Source organism: Gilliamella sp. B14384G12 (genome assembly GCF_016101825.1).
GTDB classification, from domain to species: domain Bacteria; phylum Pseudomonadota; class Gammaproteobacteria; order Enterobacterales; family Orbaceae; genus Gilliamella; species Gilliamella apicola_N.
This window is the reverse complement of the sequence record NZ_JACFPU010000007.1, coordinates 22,945-38,070: the sequence shown is the minus strand read 5'-3', so window position 1 is coordinate 38,070 and position 15,126 is coordinate 22,945. Positions and strand designations below refer to the sequence as shown.

Here is a 15,126-nt window from a genome sequence, read left to right as displayed (position 1 = left end):
AAATGACCTCTTATTTTGCAGATTCCTTTTTTAAATGTGCTTCAATACGTTTACGAATTGGTTCACTAATTTGATCTGATAATTGTAAACTCATGAGCAGCTTGGCGATATTTTCTTCTAATGTTACATTTAAATTGACGGCTTTGCCATCTTCAACATCCAAATTATGTCCTTGGATATGAAGCCCTAATTTAGCAACATCATCAGCATAATCAACCGTTCCATCTAGTTTAGTATAATGAAAATTTTTAATAATATCTGTGAGTATTTTCATATTAGGGTTACTTTTAGCATAATTTTTTAGAGCTGAGTTTTCAAACTGTAAATAGCCTTGATTGGTTGTGGTTAGCTGTCCTTTTTTAATTATGGGCTTAAAAGTCACACCTTCTTTTTTATTCACAGATAATAATGTAATAGGTAATAATCCATCAATAGCACCCTCACCAGCCAGCCCTTCAGCAGGATATGCGGCGAAAATATCTTTTAATTGTATCTGCTTTAACCTTAAATTAAATTGTTGGGGTAATTTAGCTAAATTCAATTTACCGGCTTCAAGAAAGATAGAGCCTGAAAAAATAGCCGCTTGTGCCTTTTTCCAAATAATCGTACCTTTGCTTGGTCTATTAAACGATGCGGTATAACTACCAGACAATTTTACCTGTTGCAAAGCGATCCCCATATTTATCTCTTGTATATTGAGTGTTGGCAATGAAACAGTAAATTGCTTATTTTTGATATCAACATTGATATTACCCGTAGCAGATTTTATTTCACTATTTTTGTAAATACCGTTGAATTTATTAAGAGTTAATTTAGCTGTAGCTAATATTTGTTTAGGTTCAACCGGAATGGGAGATTGTACTTTAAAGGTTAACGCTCCATTTAATTGGCTAAATATAGAATCGTCAGATAAATTCGCTTTCTCTATAGTTACTGAAGCATTGCCAGAATTAGTTAATTCAAATCGATTATTGGTGATCCAACCCGTGAATGGCAATAATATTTTCCCGTTTTCTATACCAAACTGATTTAAAGTAGTGGTTAAAACACCATTTTGGATATCAATACGCAAATCATTTTGATTAAATAATAATGTGGCCGAAAGATTGGCAACATATTGGTTATTTGCCGATACATCCAAATGAATAGCTTGTTGCTGTTTCGTTGCTTTAACTTTCACATCAAACAGTTCACGATTTTGTTCATAAAATCGCAATGAGTCAATATCGATCGTCGATGGTAGCCAGTAAACAATGGTTGGTATGGTTGAATAATCAAACCCCGATTGATTTTGCTTTTCAGATGCCGTTTCAATGATATTTTTGGTATTATCAGTGACGTTCTTATGGTCACTTGATTGCCAATTAATATTAAGATTTTGCGCTGATAGTTTTGACCAGGAAATCAATACATCTTTAGCCGTAACCGTAAATTGCGCCTCTTTATTAACCGTTAATTGATCAAATGAAAGACCGGATAGGTTAATATGGGCACCCTGCCAGTTTATTGAGAATCCATACTCTTGTTTAAATTCTTGCCAATAACGCCAACCAAATAGACCAAGTACCATGATAAATACTAAAATACTGAGTGAAATCCAATAGCGTTTTTTTAAACGAGCCATATTCGTTCTCGACTTAGCTAAAATTATTGCCGGAATCATCCGGCAATAATAGGATGATTATGCGGGTGTTTGCTCTCGCTGTTTAATATACGCTAGTGCTTTATCGATTCTTGCTAGCGTGCGTTTTTTACCAACAGCAAATACCGTTGCATCAACAGATGGGGATTGACCAATACCTGTTACTGCAACACGAAGAGGCATACCTATTTTACCCATGCCTATTTCAAGCTCAGCAGCCGTTGCTTCAATAACCTCATGGATTTTATGAATTTCCCAATCAAAATCAGCAATAGCTTCAATTTTTGCTCGGATGTTTTCTAGTGGCTCTTTGGCAACTGGGCGTAGATGTTTTTTTGCAGCATCAGCATCAAAATCAGAAAAATCTTGATAACAATAAGCACATGATTGAGCCATCTCTTTTAGTGTTTTGCAACGTTCACCAAATAACTTAATAATTGTAATCAGATCTGGCCCTTGTGATAAATCATAGCCATGTTGATTCATATGCCAAACTAAATGCTGAGCAACATAATCAGCATCTAAATGATTAATATAATGGTGATTTAACCAAAGTAATTTTTCAGTATTAAATGCACTTGCAGACTTACTCACTGCATCTAGTGAGAAGAAATCAATCATTTCTGGCACTGAAAATATCTCTTGATCACCATGAGACCAACCAAGACGAACTAAATAGTTCAGTAATGCCTCTGGCAAATAACCATCATCACGGTATTGCATCACGCTTACTGCACCATGACGTTTAGACAATTTTTGTCCATCATCACCTAAAATCATTGATACGTGCCCATATTCAGGCAGTGGCGCCCCCAATGCTTTTAAAATATTAATTTGGCGAGGCGTATTATTGATATGATCTTCACCACGAATAACATGGGTGATTTCCATATCCCAGTCATCAACAACAACACAAAAGTTATAAGTTGGAGAACCATCAGTACGACGAATAATTAGATCATCAAGCTCTTTATTAGCAATTTCAATTGGACCACGGATCAAATCATTAAAAACAACTACGCCATCTACTGGATTAGCAAAACGGACAACATGCGGTTCAGTATGTGAGTGCTGTTTTTGTACTTCATCACAACGACAATGACCGTCATAGCGAGCTTTTTCACCTTTCGCCATTTGATCTTCACGTAATTTTTCAAGACGTTCTTTCGAACAGTAACAACGATAAGCGGTACCTTTAGCTAACATTTCATCAATAACTTGATTGTAGCGATCAAAACGTTTAGTTTGATAGTAAGGGCCTTCATCCCATGACAATTTTAACCAATTCATACCTTCCATAATCGCTTCAATCGCTTCTGGTGTTGAACGCTCAAGATCAGTATCTTCAATACGCAATACAAACGCACCTTTTGCATGACGAGTATAGAGCCAAGAGTAAAGCGCTGTACGTGCACCACCTACATGTAAATAGCCTGTTGGGCTAGGTGCAAAACGGGTTTTAATTTTCATGAAATAATCCTAATAATAACAGAAATGAGCGCCGATACTATAAGGTTATCATTTGCGCTCTTTTTATTTTGACAATATCAATTAATAGAATAACTTTTTGATATACATTCATTTTAGTTGCTTATTCTAACATGCTAAAAGGTTTCGGCAATAGTCATGTTAATGTTAGAAAATTAATAATTAACTTGTAAAAAAGTTTGAGGTTAAGCATACGTTTGAGTATAAAACATTGATACTTAACCTTTGTATTTTGAATAATTAATGCGCTTCATCCCAGTTATTGCCGATACCGACATCGACTTTTAAAGGTACAGATAACTGATAACAATTTTCCATAATCTTTTTAATTTCTGTACAATATTGCTCAACAAACGCATCTTTTACTTCAAATACTAATTCATCGTGTACTTGCATCACCATTTTAATATTATCTTCGGATTGATTTTTTATCCACTCACTCATTTTTATCATGGCGGTTTTGATAATATCGGCCGCGGTACCTTGCATTGGTGCATTAATTGCTGCTCGTTCTGCCCCACGCTTTTCAATACCGTTAGTTGATCTAATTTTAGGTAGATACAAACGACGACCAGACAAGGTTTCAACATAACCTTGCTCAGCAGCAAGTTGGCGAGTTTGTTCCATATATTGTTGAACACCAGGATAGCGTTCAAAATAACGATCGATGTAAAACTGCGCTTCTTTACGAGGGATATTAATCTGTTTAGATAACCCAAAAGCACTCATACCATAAATTAAACCAAAATTAACCGCTTTAGCGCGTCTTCGCTCTTCATTGGTAACTTCCGATTCAGCTTTACCTAATATTTCACCAGCGGTTACTCGGTGAATATCTTTATCATGAGCAAAAGCATTAAGTAAACTTTCATCTTGCGACAAATGCGCCATAATACGTAACTCAATTTGTGAATAGTCAGCAGAAATGATTTTACAACCTTTCGGCGCAATAAATGCTTGGCGAATACGGCGTCCTTCTTCATTACGTACCGGAATATTTTGTAAGTTAGGATCGTTAGATGATAATCGTCCCGTAATAGTACCGATTTGATTATAGTTAGTATGAATACGCTGATCGATTGGACTAATCATCAATGGCAATTTATCGGTGTAAGTATTTTTCAATTTAGCTAATCCACGATAGAACAAAATCATTCTCGGTAATTCGTATTCGTTAGCCAGTTCACTTAATACTTCTTCACTGGTTGATGGATCACCTTTTGGTGTCTTTTTTAAAACAGGTAAATTATGCTTATCAAATAAAATCGCTTGAATCTGTTTTGGTGAGGCTGGATTAAATTTTTCGCCAGCGAGTGATTGCAGTTGCGCTTCAATTTCAATTAACTGTTTAGCTAACTCATTAGAATAGTCATTTAATTGTTTAGCATCAACTAATACACCGGTTCTTTCCATTTCAGCTAATACAATAGCCAGTGGCATCTCAATATCAGTAAATAGCTTTGTTAATTTTTGGTCTTTTTCAAGTTCTGGCCACAATTTTTCATGCAGTTGCAATGTAATATCGGCATCTTCAGCCGCATATTGAGTGGTTTTTTCTACTTCAATAGCATCAATGGTAACTTTCTTTTTATCTACTTTAGTGAGCTCATCATAAGTGATGGTTTTATGATTGAGATAACGATTTGCCATACTATCCATATCATGACGTTCAGTACTATTTAATACATAAGATTCAAGCATGGTATCAAAGGCAATACCACTCACCTTAATGCCATAATTAGCTAATATGCTGTAATCAAATTTAGCATTTTGCGCAATTTTTTTAATCTCTGGGTTTTCAAGTACAGGTTTTAATTTGGCTAATACCTCGGTTAAAGGTAATTGCTCTGGTACCCCTAAATACTGATGAGCCAGTGGAATGTAGGCGGCTTGATAAGGTTCAACACTCAGCGATATACCCACTAATTTAGCATGTACATGATCAACATTATCGGTTTCAGTATCAAAAGCAAATTGCTTGCTATTGGTTAACTTGATAACCCAGTCATCAAGCTGTTCATGCGTTAATATACACTGATAATCGGTCTCTTTCTTTTGTGCAGTAACTGAATGTTGTTGATCTGCCAATAACGATAAACTTTCACCTACGATGCCATTTTTTTGCTGTTTTAGGAACGTACCTGCAATTAACTCTTTTTGCCAACGATGAAAACCATAATAAGCAAACAATTCAACCAATTTATTGACGTCAATATCAGTAATGAGCAGTTGCTCATTAGTAAAATCTAATTTTACATCGGTTTTGATGGTAGCAAGCAAATAGGAAAGTTCAGCTTGATTTTGATTATCTATTAATTTTTGTTTTAAGGATTTTGCACCACGGATCGATAATTTTTCAATATCATCTAAGCGTGCATAAATATCTTTAACACTGGTAAATTCAGTCAATAGGCTTTGTGCCGTTTTTTCACCCACACCCGGCACACCCGGTATATTATCGGAGGAATCACCTCTTAACGCTAAATAATCAATAATTTTTTCGGGCGGAACACCAAATTTATCCATCACACCTTTTGGATCAAGCACAGCATTATTCATTGTATTAATTAGAGTGATTTTATCACTCACCAACTGCGCCATATCTTTATCGCCAGTACTAATTAGCACGTCCAGATTTTCACGTTCAGCTTGTCTGGCTAAGGTACCAATAACGTCATCAGCCTCAACACCTTCAATACATAGTAATGGTAACCCCATCGCTTTCAAAATAGTATGAATCGGTTCAATTTGGGGACGAAGATTTTCAGGCATCGCTTCACGCGTCGCTTTATATTCGCTATAGATCTCATTACGAAATGAGCCCCCTTTTGCATCAAAGACCACCGCAATATGGGTAGGGTTATATTGATTAATCAAACTGCGAATCATATTAATCACACCAAAAATAGCACCAGTTGGCTCACCTTTGGCATTAGTTAATGGAGGGCATGCAAAAAAAGCACGGTAAAGATATGAAGATCCATCAATTAAAATAATTGGTGTGTTATTTGGCATTTCTATTACCCAAATGTTATTCAAGTCAATGGCTGATAGTATAACCTAATTAACCTTAATATTCTTATTCATAACCATAATATAATGTAAAAAAGTTTCAGGTTAACTATACGTTTCAGTATAAAAAACCAGTAAACAACTGTATATTGTTTAATAAGTGTTATATAATGCTGCTTTTGTTTTCGCCTGAGTATGTAATAGATGACAGAATTAAGTCTTGCTGCGCAAAAAGTCAAAGAAGCTCTCGCCGCTAAAAATCTTGAAACCCCATCAAGTCGTTTAGATATGGATAATAGTGAACGGAAAGCTAAAATTGAAGCACACTTTCGAGAAATTATGAAGCTTATGGAACTTGATTTGAGTGATGATAGCCTCGCTGAAACTCCGCACCGCGTTGCAAAGATGTATGTTGACGAAATCTTTTCTGGACTTAACTATCATAACTTTCCCAAAATCACCCTAATTGAAAATAAAATGCAGGTTGATGAAATGATAACCGTTCGGGATATTACTTTAACGAGTGTGTGTGAACACCATTTTGTCACTATCGATGGCAAAGCTACGGTTTCTTATATCCCAAAAGATAAAGTGATCGGCCTATCGAAAATTAATCGGATTGTTGAGTTTTTTTCACAACGCCCACAAGTACAAGAAAGATTAACCCAACAAATTTTGGTTGCACTGCAAACTCTTTTAGGAACGGTTAATGTTGCCGTTTCAATTGATGCCACACACTATTGCGTAAAAGCTCGCGGAATTAAAGATTCGAACAGTCTAACGACAACAACTGCCTTAGGTGGAGGATTTAAAACCAATCCAAGCACTCGGCAAGAATTTTTAAGGGCATTAAAACACTATTAATAAAAATTATAGATATATACCAATACGATGTGTTATTTATCAGTAAAGTAATAAAAGTATAAATAACAAGCTAATGAACTATTTTGTTGTGAAATTTTATCTAATAATCAATATTAATTTACGCAAACCCAAAATATGCGTTAAGACTTGATATCACAATCAAGTCTTATTTATTCAATAAGCATAATATTCCATATATAACCATAAAAAGCACAGTTGTTATTGCGTGCATCTTCAAGAAAGATTGGTATAATTGGCAACTATTTTAGTTAAAACATAACAATTAATTAACACGCTTTAATGAAGATAATCCGCGGTATTGGCAATTTAAACAATGAATTTACTCAATGTGTACTAACATTGGGTAATTTTGATGGTGTGCATTTAGGACACCAACAATTAATTAACCATTTAATAGAACAAGGTAAAAAATTAAATTTACCCACAGTGGTTATGTTATTTGAACCTCAACCATTAGAGTTTTTTTGCAAGCAACAAGCCCCAGCAAGATTAACTTCATTTAAAGAAAAAGTGATGTTAATTGAAAAGCTCGGTATCGACTATATTATTGCGGTTCCATTCACCCAAACCTTTGCCAATATGTCAGCCAATACTTTTATTCAAGATTGGTTAATTAACAAATTAAAAGCTAAATATATTGCTATTGGTGATGACTTTCGATTTGGTCATGAGCGCAAAGGCGATATTCATCTTTTACAAAATTATGCTCACAACCATCACTTTGTCGTTCAAAGTATGCCAACATTGGTTTGGAATAACTTAAGAATCAGTAGCACTGCGGTGCGAGAAGCGTTATTAAATAGCGACTTTAAATTAGCACATTGCCTTTTAGGACGTGATTATACTATTGAAGGGCGTGTAATACATGGCAATGCTTTAGCTAGACAATTAGGGTTTCCCACAGCCAATATTCATCTACATCGCAAAAAACCAGCGCTACAAGGTGTTTATCTGGTTAAAGTCAAAAACTGCTGTAGTAATCAAGATTATCAGGGTATTGCCAACATAGGGATAAGACCCACAATTCAAGGCAAAAAAGCAATATTAGAGGTGAATCTGTTTGACTTTTCAGGTGATATTTATGGACAATATTTAGACGTTACCTTTGTTTATAAATTACGTGATGAGAAAAAATTTGATTCATTGTCAGACTTAAAAGAACAAATAACACAAGATATTTGCACTGCGAAAGAGATCAGTGCAAAATTAACCAATTAAAAAGTAGTATCAACAAAATTAACTGGAATAAATCAGCATGACAGATTATAAAAATACATTGAATTTACCGGAAACTGGGTTTCCAATGCGAGGCGATCTTGCTAAACGTGAACCTGCGATGTTGCAAAATTGGTATGATAAAGAGCTTTATCGTAAAATCCGCCAAGTAAAAAAAGGTAAAAAAGCCTTTATTTTGCATGATGGCCCTCCTTATGCAAACGGTAAACTTCATATTGGTCATGCTGTCAATAAAATTATTAAAGACATTATCATAAAATCAAAAGGGTTAAGTGGTTATGACTCCCCGTATATTCCAGGATGGGATTGTCATGGTTTACCCATTGAGCAAAAGGTTGAAGAACAAGTCGGGAAACCAGGCGTAAAAGTAACGCCTGCTGAATTTCGTCAAATTTGTCGTGATTATGCCGCTTCGCAAGTTGAACTACAAAAAGCCGACTTTATCCGAATGGGCGTATTAGGTGACTGGCAAAACCCTTATCGCACAATGAATTACGATACTGAAGCAAATATTATTCGTGCATTAGGTAAAGTAATAAAAAATGGGCATTTAGTAAAGGGTGCTAAACCTGTCTATTGGTGTACTGACTGTATGTCTGCATTAGCGGAAGCGGAAGTAGAATATTACGATAAATCATCACCTGCAATTGATGTAAAATTTAAAGCAACCGATAATCAAGCGGTAGCGAATAAATTCGGTATTAATACTGATTTAACGATTAATGCCATTATCTGGACAACAACACCTTGGACTCTTCCTGCTAGCCGAGGAATCGCACTTAATGAAACGGTAGAATATCAACTAGTACAGATCAACGATAAAGAATGCTTAATTTTGGCAGCAGAATTAGTTGAATCAGTAATGAAACGTGCCGATATCACTGATTGGACAATTTTAGGTTCTTGCCATGGTAAGGATCTTGAATTACTACGTTTCAAACACCCTTTCCTTGATTTTGATGAACCAATTGTTCTTGGTGAACATGTTACGGTTGATGCAGGTACAGGTGCTGTACATACCGCACCTGGACACGGTGCTGAAGACTTTATTGTCGGTCAAAAATATGGTCTTGAAGTCGCTAATCCTGTTGGAGGAAATGGTTGTTACTTACCGGGAACTGGCGCTGGTTTAGATGGTTTATTTGTTTTTAAAGCCAATAAAGTAGTAGTTGAACTATTAAAAGAACGCAATGCGTTACTACATTTTGAAAATATTGAACATAGCTACCCATGCTGTTGGCGACATAAAACCCCTGTTATCTACCGTGCAACACCACAATGGTTTATCAGCATGGATAAACAAGGTTTACGTGCTCAATCATTAAAAGAGATTAAACAAGTCCGTTGGATCCCAGATTGGGGACAAGCACGTATTGAAACCATGGTAGCAAATCGCCCTGACTGGTGTATTTCTCGCCAACGTACATGGGGCGTACCAATGACGCTATTTGTACATAAAGAAACGGAAGAGCTACATCCAGATACTTTAGAACTTGTTGAAAAAGTAGCTAAATTAGTTGAACAAAATGGGATTCAAGCTTGGTGGGATGCCGATATTAAAGATCTACTTGGCCCTGATGCCGATGATTACCGTAAAGTACCCGACACATTAGATGTATGGTTTGATTCAGGATCAACTTTCTATTCAGTGGTTGGTGTTCGTCCTGAATTTGCAGGACACGAAGCCGATATGTATTTAGAGGGATCCGATCAGCATCGCGGTTGGTTTATGTCATCATTAATGTTATCAACAGCTATTGATAACAAAGCACCTTACAAACAAGTTTTAACTCACGGTTTTGTGGTTGATGGACAAGGTCGTAAGATGTCTAAATCACTCGGTAACATTGTGACTCCACAAGAAGTTATGAATAAATTAGGGGCCGATATTTTACGTTTATGGATTGCCTCTACCGACTATTCAGGCGAAATGAGCTATTCAGATGAAATCATTAAACGCGCTGCGGATAGCTATCGTCGTATCCGTAATACTGCACGTTTTTTACTGGCAAACTTAAATGGTTTCGATCCAGCCAAAGATATGATAAAACCAGAAGATATGGTTGTACTTGATCGTTGGGCAGTGAGTATGGCTAAAGAAGCCCAAGAACAAATCATTCAGGCTTATGAAAACTATGATTTCCACAAAGTTGTACAACGTATTATGCAATTTTGCTCAATCGAAATGGGCTCTTTCTATTTAGATATCATCAAAGATCGTCAATATACGGCTAAAAGTGATAGTGTTGCTCGTCATAGTTGTCAAACTGCGCTATATCATATTGCACAAGCGATGGTACGTTGGATTGCCCCAATTTTATCTTTCACTGCAGATGAAATTTGGCAATATATACCAGCAGCAGAAAAACAAGAATTTGTTTTTGAAGATGAATGGTATACAAAACTATTTACATTATCAGAAAGTGAAACATTAAATAGTGAATATTGGGCACAAATTTTAGCGATTCGTAGTGAAGTAAATAAAGTGCTTGAGCAAGGTCGTAATGATAAAGTGATAGGTGGGGCTCTTGAAGCTGCGGTAACCCTTTATGCTAATGAAGATATCATGGCAACTTTAGCTAAACTAGAAAACGAATTACGCTTTGTATTACTCACCTCACAAGCGAGTGTTAAGCCATTACAAGCGGCACCAGCAGATGCAGTACAAAGTGATATTGATGGATTAAAAATTGAACTAGCTAAAGCACAAGGCGATAAATGTCCTCGTTGCTGGCACTATACTATCGATAACGATCCAACCACGCATTTATGTAAACGCTGTGAAGAAAATATTAATGGTAAGGGTGAAGTTAGACATTTCGCCTAGTCATTCATAATTTGACATTTAAAAACCGCTATAGAGGAAAATCTATAGCAATTCAATATTTTTACCGCCGACACCTGTCGGCGGAAATATAATAATGAGCATACTATATGAAAAAAGATAATGGACTTTACTGGTTACTCGTTACAATTGTGATTTTTGTAATTGATATCGCAAGTAAGTTTTTTATTATTGATAAATTTTCTCTGTTTGAATCAGTAAATCTTTTACCGTTCTTCTCTATTACTTATGTACGTAATATCGGCGCAGCGTTTAGTTTTTTCGAGGGACAACGTGAAATGCTAGTTGCTATTGCCTTGATTATCAGCGTTGTCATTATGTATATGCTCTATCGTAATTCACGCCAAAAAAAATTAGAAAATTTCTCATTATCACTAATTTTAGGTGGAGCATTAGGTAATTTATTCGATCGCCTTTACCATGGTTTTGTGGTTGATTTTTTAGATGTTAATTTTGGTAGTTGGCACTATCCAACTTTTAATATTGCAGATTGCGCTATCTGTATAGGCATTGGATTATTTATTTTTTGTAACTATAAAAAACCTAAACAGACTGCTGAGTAATATGCAAATAATTTTAGCTAATCCTCGTGGATTTTGTGCTGGTGTTGATCGCGCAATTACCATCGTTGAGCGAGCCATTGAACTTTTTGGTGCTCCTGTTTATGTCCGCCATGAAGTGGTGCATAATCGTTATGTAGTTAATCGTCTTAAGCAGTTAGGTGCAATATTCATTGAAGATATTAATGAAGTACCTGATAATACCATTCTTATTTTCTCAGCGCATGGCGTATCTAAAGCGGTTCGAGAAGAAGCCAAACAACGTAAATTGCGCATCTTTGATGCAACTTGTCCATTAGTAACCAAAGTGCATATGGAAGTAGCTCGATCAAGTTATCGAGGTGAAGAGGTCATTTTAATCGGTCATGCTGGTCATATTGAGGTCGATGGTACTATGGGCCAATATAATAATCCCCAAGGTGGTATCTATTTAATCGAATCGATTGAAGATGTAAATAAGTTAAAAATTAAAGATGAAAATCATCTCTGTTTTACCACTCAGACAACCTTATCTGTTGATGATACAGCCGAAATTATTGCCGCGTTAAAACAACGCTTTCCAAATATTCGTAGCCCTCGTAAAAATGATATTTGCTACGCCACAACCAATCGCCAACAAGCGGTTAAACAATTGTCATCTCGTGCAGATATTGTTTTAGTTGTTGGATCTAAAAACTCATCGAATTCAAATCGTTTAGCAGAGCTCGCACGACGAAGCAGCAAAAATGCTTATTTAATCGATTATGCGTCGGATATTCAACAAGAGTGGTTAGTCAACGCACGGACAATTGGAGTAACCGCGGGTGCATCAGCACCAGATATTTTAGTGCAGCAAGTTATCGAGCATTTAAAAGGTTTAGGTTGCACATCACTTATTGAAACCGATGGTATTTTAGAAAATATTACTTTTGAAATTCCTAAAGAACTACGAATAGAAGTTAAAGCTTTTTGATTTAAGATGAGTGCTTAAGTCGTTCAAATTTGGCTAATAGTTCTTCTTGTGTTTCAACATGCTCGGGATCTGCAATAATAGCATTTTGAATTGGGCAAACACGCTGGCATGTGGAGTGATCATAATAGCCAACACATTCTGTACATTTATTGGGATCAATTTCATAGGTATCAAAGCCCATTGAGATTGCCTCATTAGGGCATTCAGGCTCGCACATATCACAATTAATACATTTGTTGGTTATTTTTAACGCCATGCTCTTTACTATCTTTATTAACTGAAAAAAATTGGCGTCATTATAGCGCAATCACCAATAATTCCGAATAAAGATCACATTATCACTGATTAACAAGGTCAATTTTTGTCAAAAAGTTTCAGGTTAACTATATGTTTGAGTATATGTTTGAGTATAAAAACTTAACCAAATTAGTGAGAATAATGTTATAAATGGAATATAACTATTTTTTTAATTAAATAATTGATAATTTTAAGCGCTATTGACCCCCTAAATACTGATCAACAACGCTTCTATTATTTCTTATCGAAATCAAAACATTTTAATATTTTGAATAATTATTGCGGAAGTTGATAGGATTGACGGGCTAATAATTTCCAATCCTCGCCAATTTTTTTAAACACTAGCATCACACCAAGTTTAACTTTAATTTTTTTGCCGCTATTATTCATATCAGAAGAAAATACATGACGAACAATTGCTGTATCACCTTCGGTAATAATGGATTGATCTTGAAATTCAAGTGTAATAAATCCCCAACGACCACTGACAATAGCATCCACAAACTCAGCCTTATCTTCAATAACCGCGTTTGAATGACCATAAGTTAATGAAGGTAAAGCCACATTTTCTAATTGAGTTTTATCGGCATTAAGCATCGCTAAACGCATGGTTTCTACCGCTTGTTCTACAGTAGATTGATTATTTGATGTTGCTGCATAACAGCTGCCAATAGATAGCACCATTAGTAATACTAGACTTAATAGTTTATTCATTTTATTTCTCCTTTGTTAATAAATTAATTCAATTGTTTTATTCGAATTTTTGTTTTAAAAATCAACTTAGATTGTATCATTTTTAACAAAGTTAGGGCTGAATTTTTTTGCCCAGATTGATGTAATAATTGGCACAATAATTGATGTGACAATCACACTGGTTGCAACCATTGCTGTAGCTGCTGAGGCAACAGGCGCGAATTCGGGTACCATTTCAGCGATTAATAAAGGCGTTGCAACTGCTGCGCCTGCCGAGCTTGATGCTGCAACACCTGCCGTACCGTTACCTTTACCTAAGAATTTGTCAGCCAAAATAAGTGGAATACCAGTAATTACGATCACCAGTAAACCCAGTAAAATACCCGCTAATCCTGTTTCAAAAATGACTTGTAGTTTTATGCTGTTACCAAGTGCAAACGCAAAGAATGGAATTAATGTTTGTACGGCACTACCGAATAGTTTACGCAGATCAGAATCTAAGTTTCCTAACATAAAACCAATTAAAAATGGTAATACTGCGCCGATAAATAGTCTTGGTTCAAACGAAGCTACACCAGAAGTACCAAGAATAACCATTGTCATAAGTGGTCCAGATTCTAAAGACATTAAAACAAACGCACCGGCCTCTTCTTTTGAGCCATATTGGTTCATTAAGGCGGCATATAATCCTCCATTAGTCATATCCATTGAAGCAACGAGTGCAATAATAGAAAATCCAGCAAATATGCCTCCTTCGACCATGTAACCTTTACTCCAAAAAGTGCCAGCAATTAGCGCAACAACCCAAGCTGTAGCAATTTTAGTTACAACTAATACACCTGATTTTCTTAACATCATGCCTGTTGCTTTTAATTCTATAGATGCACCTATACAAAAAAACCAAACAGCCAAAATAGGTATCGTGCCAGAAATCAAACCATTTGAAAAAGAGCCTAAATATTTACCTCCTCCTGAAAAAAATGTATTACATAATGCCCCCAAGAAAAGAGGGATTAACATTAGTCCTCCAGGTATTTGATCAATAAATTTTTTTATTTTCATTATCTATCCCTTAAAAATAACAACATGATTTAAATTAATTAATTTAGATTATCCAATTAACACCAAGCATAATTAAAATATTCGGAATAACATTCCTTTTTTGAATATATAAAATAATAAAATAAAATCAAATTTGCTTAATAGTTTTGTGATAGACATCACCAAATAAAAAATAATTAATTGAAAATTAATATTATTTTAATTTCTTTTTTTAATAAAAATAAATAAACAAAAAGCAACTAAATAATTTTTATATAGCAAAGAGGATAAAAAAACTTACAGTAAAGAACGACAGAAATAACATATAACTAATTAAAATAATTTAATTTATATTTATATTGATATTTTTTAATATTAAAGTTTTATGTGATTACGATCACAATAACAATAAAATGGAATACTATTCTTTTAAATTCTTAATTAATATTATTTAGGAATGTTATTCCGATTTAAT

11 protein-coding genes are annotated in these 15,126 nt (G+C 35.1%); 5 read left to right on the top strand and 6 right to left on the bottom strand.

Annotation, left to right across the window (positions count from 1 at the left end):
• Positions 1 to 10: 10 nt before the first annotated feature.
• The 3 genes from H3S73_RS08450 to polA form a co-directional block, all read right to left on the bottom strand.
• Positions 11 to 1,624: a YdbH domain-containing protein gene (locus H3S73_RS08450; RefSeq protein ID WP_198236374.1), complete on the bottom strand. Its 1,614-nt coding sequence runs from the start codon at positions 1,622 to 1,624 to the stop codon at positions 11 to 13.
• Positions 1,625 to 1,681: 57 nt separating this feature from the next.
• Positions 1,682 to 3,112 carry a glutamate--tRNA ligase gene (gltX, locus tag H3S73_RS08445; RefSeq protein ID WP_198227684.1) on the bottom strand — a complete coding sequence of 477 codons (1,431 nt, stop codon included), beginning with the start codon at positions 3,110 to 3,112 and terminating at the stop codon, positions 1,682 to 1,684.
• A gap of 258 nt (positions 3,113 to 3,370) precedes the next feature.
• Positions 3,371 to 6,145 (bottom strand): DNA polymerase I, encoded by a 2,775-nt coding sequence (polA, locus tag H3S73_RS08440; RefSeq protein WP_198227686.1) that lies wholly within the window; start codon positions 6,143 to 6,145, stop codon positions 3,371 to 3,373.
• Positions 6,146 to 6,346: 201 nt separating this feature from the next.
• On the opposite strand from polA, the gene folE reads away from it, so the two are divergent.
• The 5 genes from folE to ispH all read left to right on the top strand — a co-directional run bounded on the left by folE (position 6,347) and on the right by ispH (position 12,620).
• Entirely contained in the window at positions 6,347 to 7,006 is a 660-nt protein-coding gene (gene folE, locus H3S73_RS08435; protein ID WP_086326009.1) for a GTP cyclohydrolase I FolE, read from the top strand.
• A gap of 300 nt (positions 7,007 to 7,306) precedes the next feature.
• Complete coding sequence (ribF, locus tag H3S73_RS08430) at positions 7,307 to 8,245, top strand: bifunctional riboflavin kinase/FAD synthetase (RefSeq protein ID WP_086326008.1); 939 nt, start codon at positions 7,307 to 7,309, stop codon at positions 8,243 to 8,245.
• A 37-nt stretch (positions 8,246 to 8,282) separates the two neighbouring features.
• Positions 8,283 to 11,090: an isoleucine--tRNA ligase gene (ileS, locus tag H3S73_RS08425; RefSeq protein WP_144092054.1), complete on the top strand. Its 2,808-nt coding sequence runs from the start codon at positions 8,283 to 8,285 to the stop codon at positions 11,088 to 11,090.
• 107 nt (positions 11,091 to 11,197) lie between these two features.
• Entirely contained in the window at positions 11,198 to 11,671 is a 474-nt protein-coding gene (lspA, locus tag H3S73_RS08420) for a signal peptidase II (protein ID WP_198236373.1), read from the top strand.
• Between the two features lies 1 nt (position 11,672).
• Positions 11,673 to 12,620, top strand: coding sequence for a 4-hydroxy-3-methylbut-2-enyl diphosphate reductase (gene ispH, locus H3S73_RS08415; protein WP_198227694.1), 948 nt, complete (start codon positions 11,673 to 11,675; stop codon positions 12,618 to 12,620).
• 1 nt (position 12,621) lies between these two features.
• Here ispH and H3S73_RS08410 read toward each other — a convergent pair whose 3' ends face one another.
• The 3 genes from H3S73_RS08410 to kdgT all read right to left on the bottom strand — a co-directional run bounded on the left by H3S73_RS08410 (position 12,622) and on the right by kdgT (position 14,672).
• Positions 12,622 to 12,876, bottom strand: coding sequence for a YfhL family 4Fe-4S dicluster ferredoxin (locus H3S73_RS08410; protein WP_065603157.1), 255 nt, complete (start codon positions 12,874 to 12,876; stop codon positions 12,622 to 12,624).
• Between the two features lie 317 nt (positions 12,877 to 13,193).
• A complete protein-coding gene (locus H3S73_RS08405; RefSeq protein ID WP_198227698.1) occupies positions 13,194 to 13,631 on the bottom strand; it encodes a nuclear transport factor 2 family protein in 438 nt (145 codons plus the stop codon).
• Between the two features lie 66 nt (positions 13,632 to 13,697).
• Positions 13,698 to 14,672: a 2-keto-3-deoxygluconate transporter gene (kdgT, locus tag H3S73_RS08400; RefSeq protein WP_198236372.1), complete on the bottom strand. Its 975-nt coding sequence runs from the start codon at positions 14,670 to 14,672 to the stop codon at positions 13,698 to 13,700.
• Positions 14,673 to 15,126: the final 454 nt, after the last annotated feature.

Excerpts from the sequence above, each read along its gene's own strand:
- H3S73_RS08405 (WP_198227698.1), bottom strand. The coding sequence starts at position 13,631 with ATGAATAAACTATTAAGTCTAGTATTACTAATGGTGCTATCTATTGGC.
- H3S73_RS08450 (WP_198236374.1), bottom strand. The coding sequence starts at position 1,624 with ATGGCTCGTTTAAAAAAACGCTATTGGATTTCACTCAGTATTTTAGTA.
- folE (WP_086326009.1), top strand. The coding sequence starts at position 6,347 with ATGACAGAATTAAGTCTTGCTGCGCAAAAAGTCAAAGAAGCTCTCGCC.
- H3S73_RS08410 (WP_065603157.1), bottom strand. The coding sequence starts at position 12,876 with ATGGCGTTAAAAATAACCAACAAATGTATTAATTGTGATATGTGCGAG.
- lspA (WP_198236373.1), top strand. The coding sequence starts at position 11,198 with ATGAAAAAAGATAATGGACTTTACTGGTTACTCGTTACAATTGTGATT.
- ileS (WP_144092054.1), top strand. The coding sequence starts at position 8,283 with ATGACAGATTATAAAAATACATTGAATTTACCGGAAACTGGGTTTCCA.
- gltX (WP_198227684.1), bottom strand. The coding sequence starts at position 3,112 with ATGAAAATTAAAACCCGTTTTGCACCTAGCCCAACAGGCTATTTACAT.
- polA (WP_198227686.1), bottom strand. The coding sequence starts at position 6,145 with ATGCCAAATAACACACCAATTATTTTAATTGATGGATCTTCATATCTT.
- ispH (WP_198227694.1), top strand. The coding sequence starts at position 11,673 with ATGCAAATAATTTTAGCTAATCCTCGTGGATTTTGTGCTGGTGTTGAT.
- ribF (WP_086326008.1), top strand. The coding sequence starts at position 7,307 with ATGAAGATAATCCGCGGTATTGGCAATTTAAACAATGAATTTACTCAA.
- kdgT (WP_198236372.1), bottom strand. The coding sequence starts at position 14,672 with ATGAAAATAAAAAAATTTATTGATCAAATACCTGGAGGACTAATGTTA.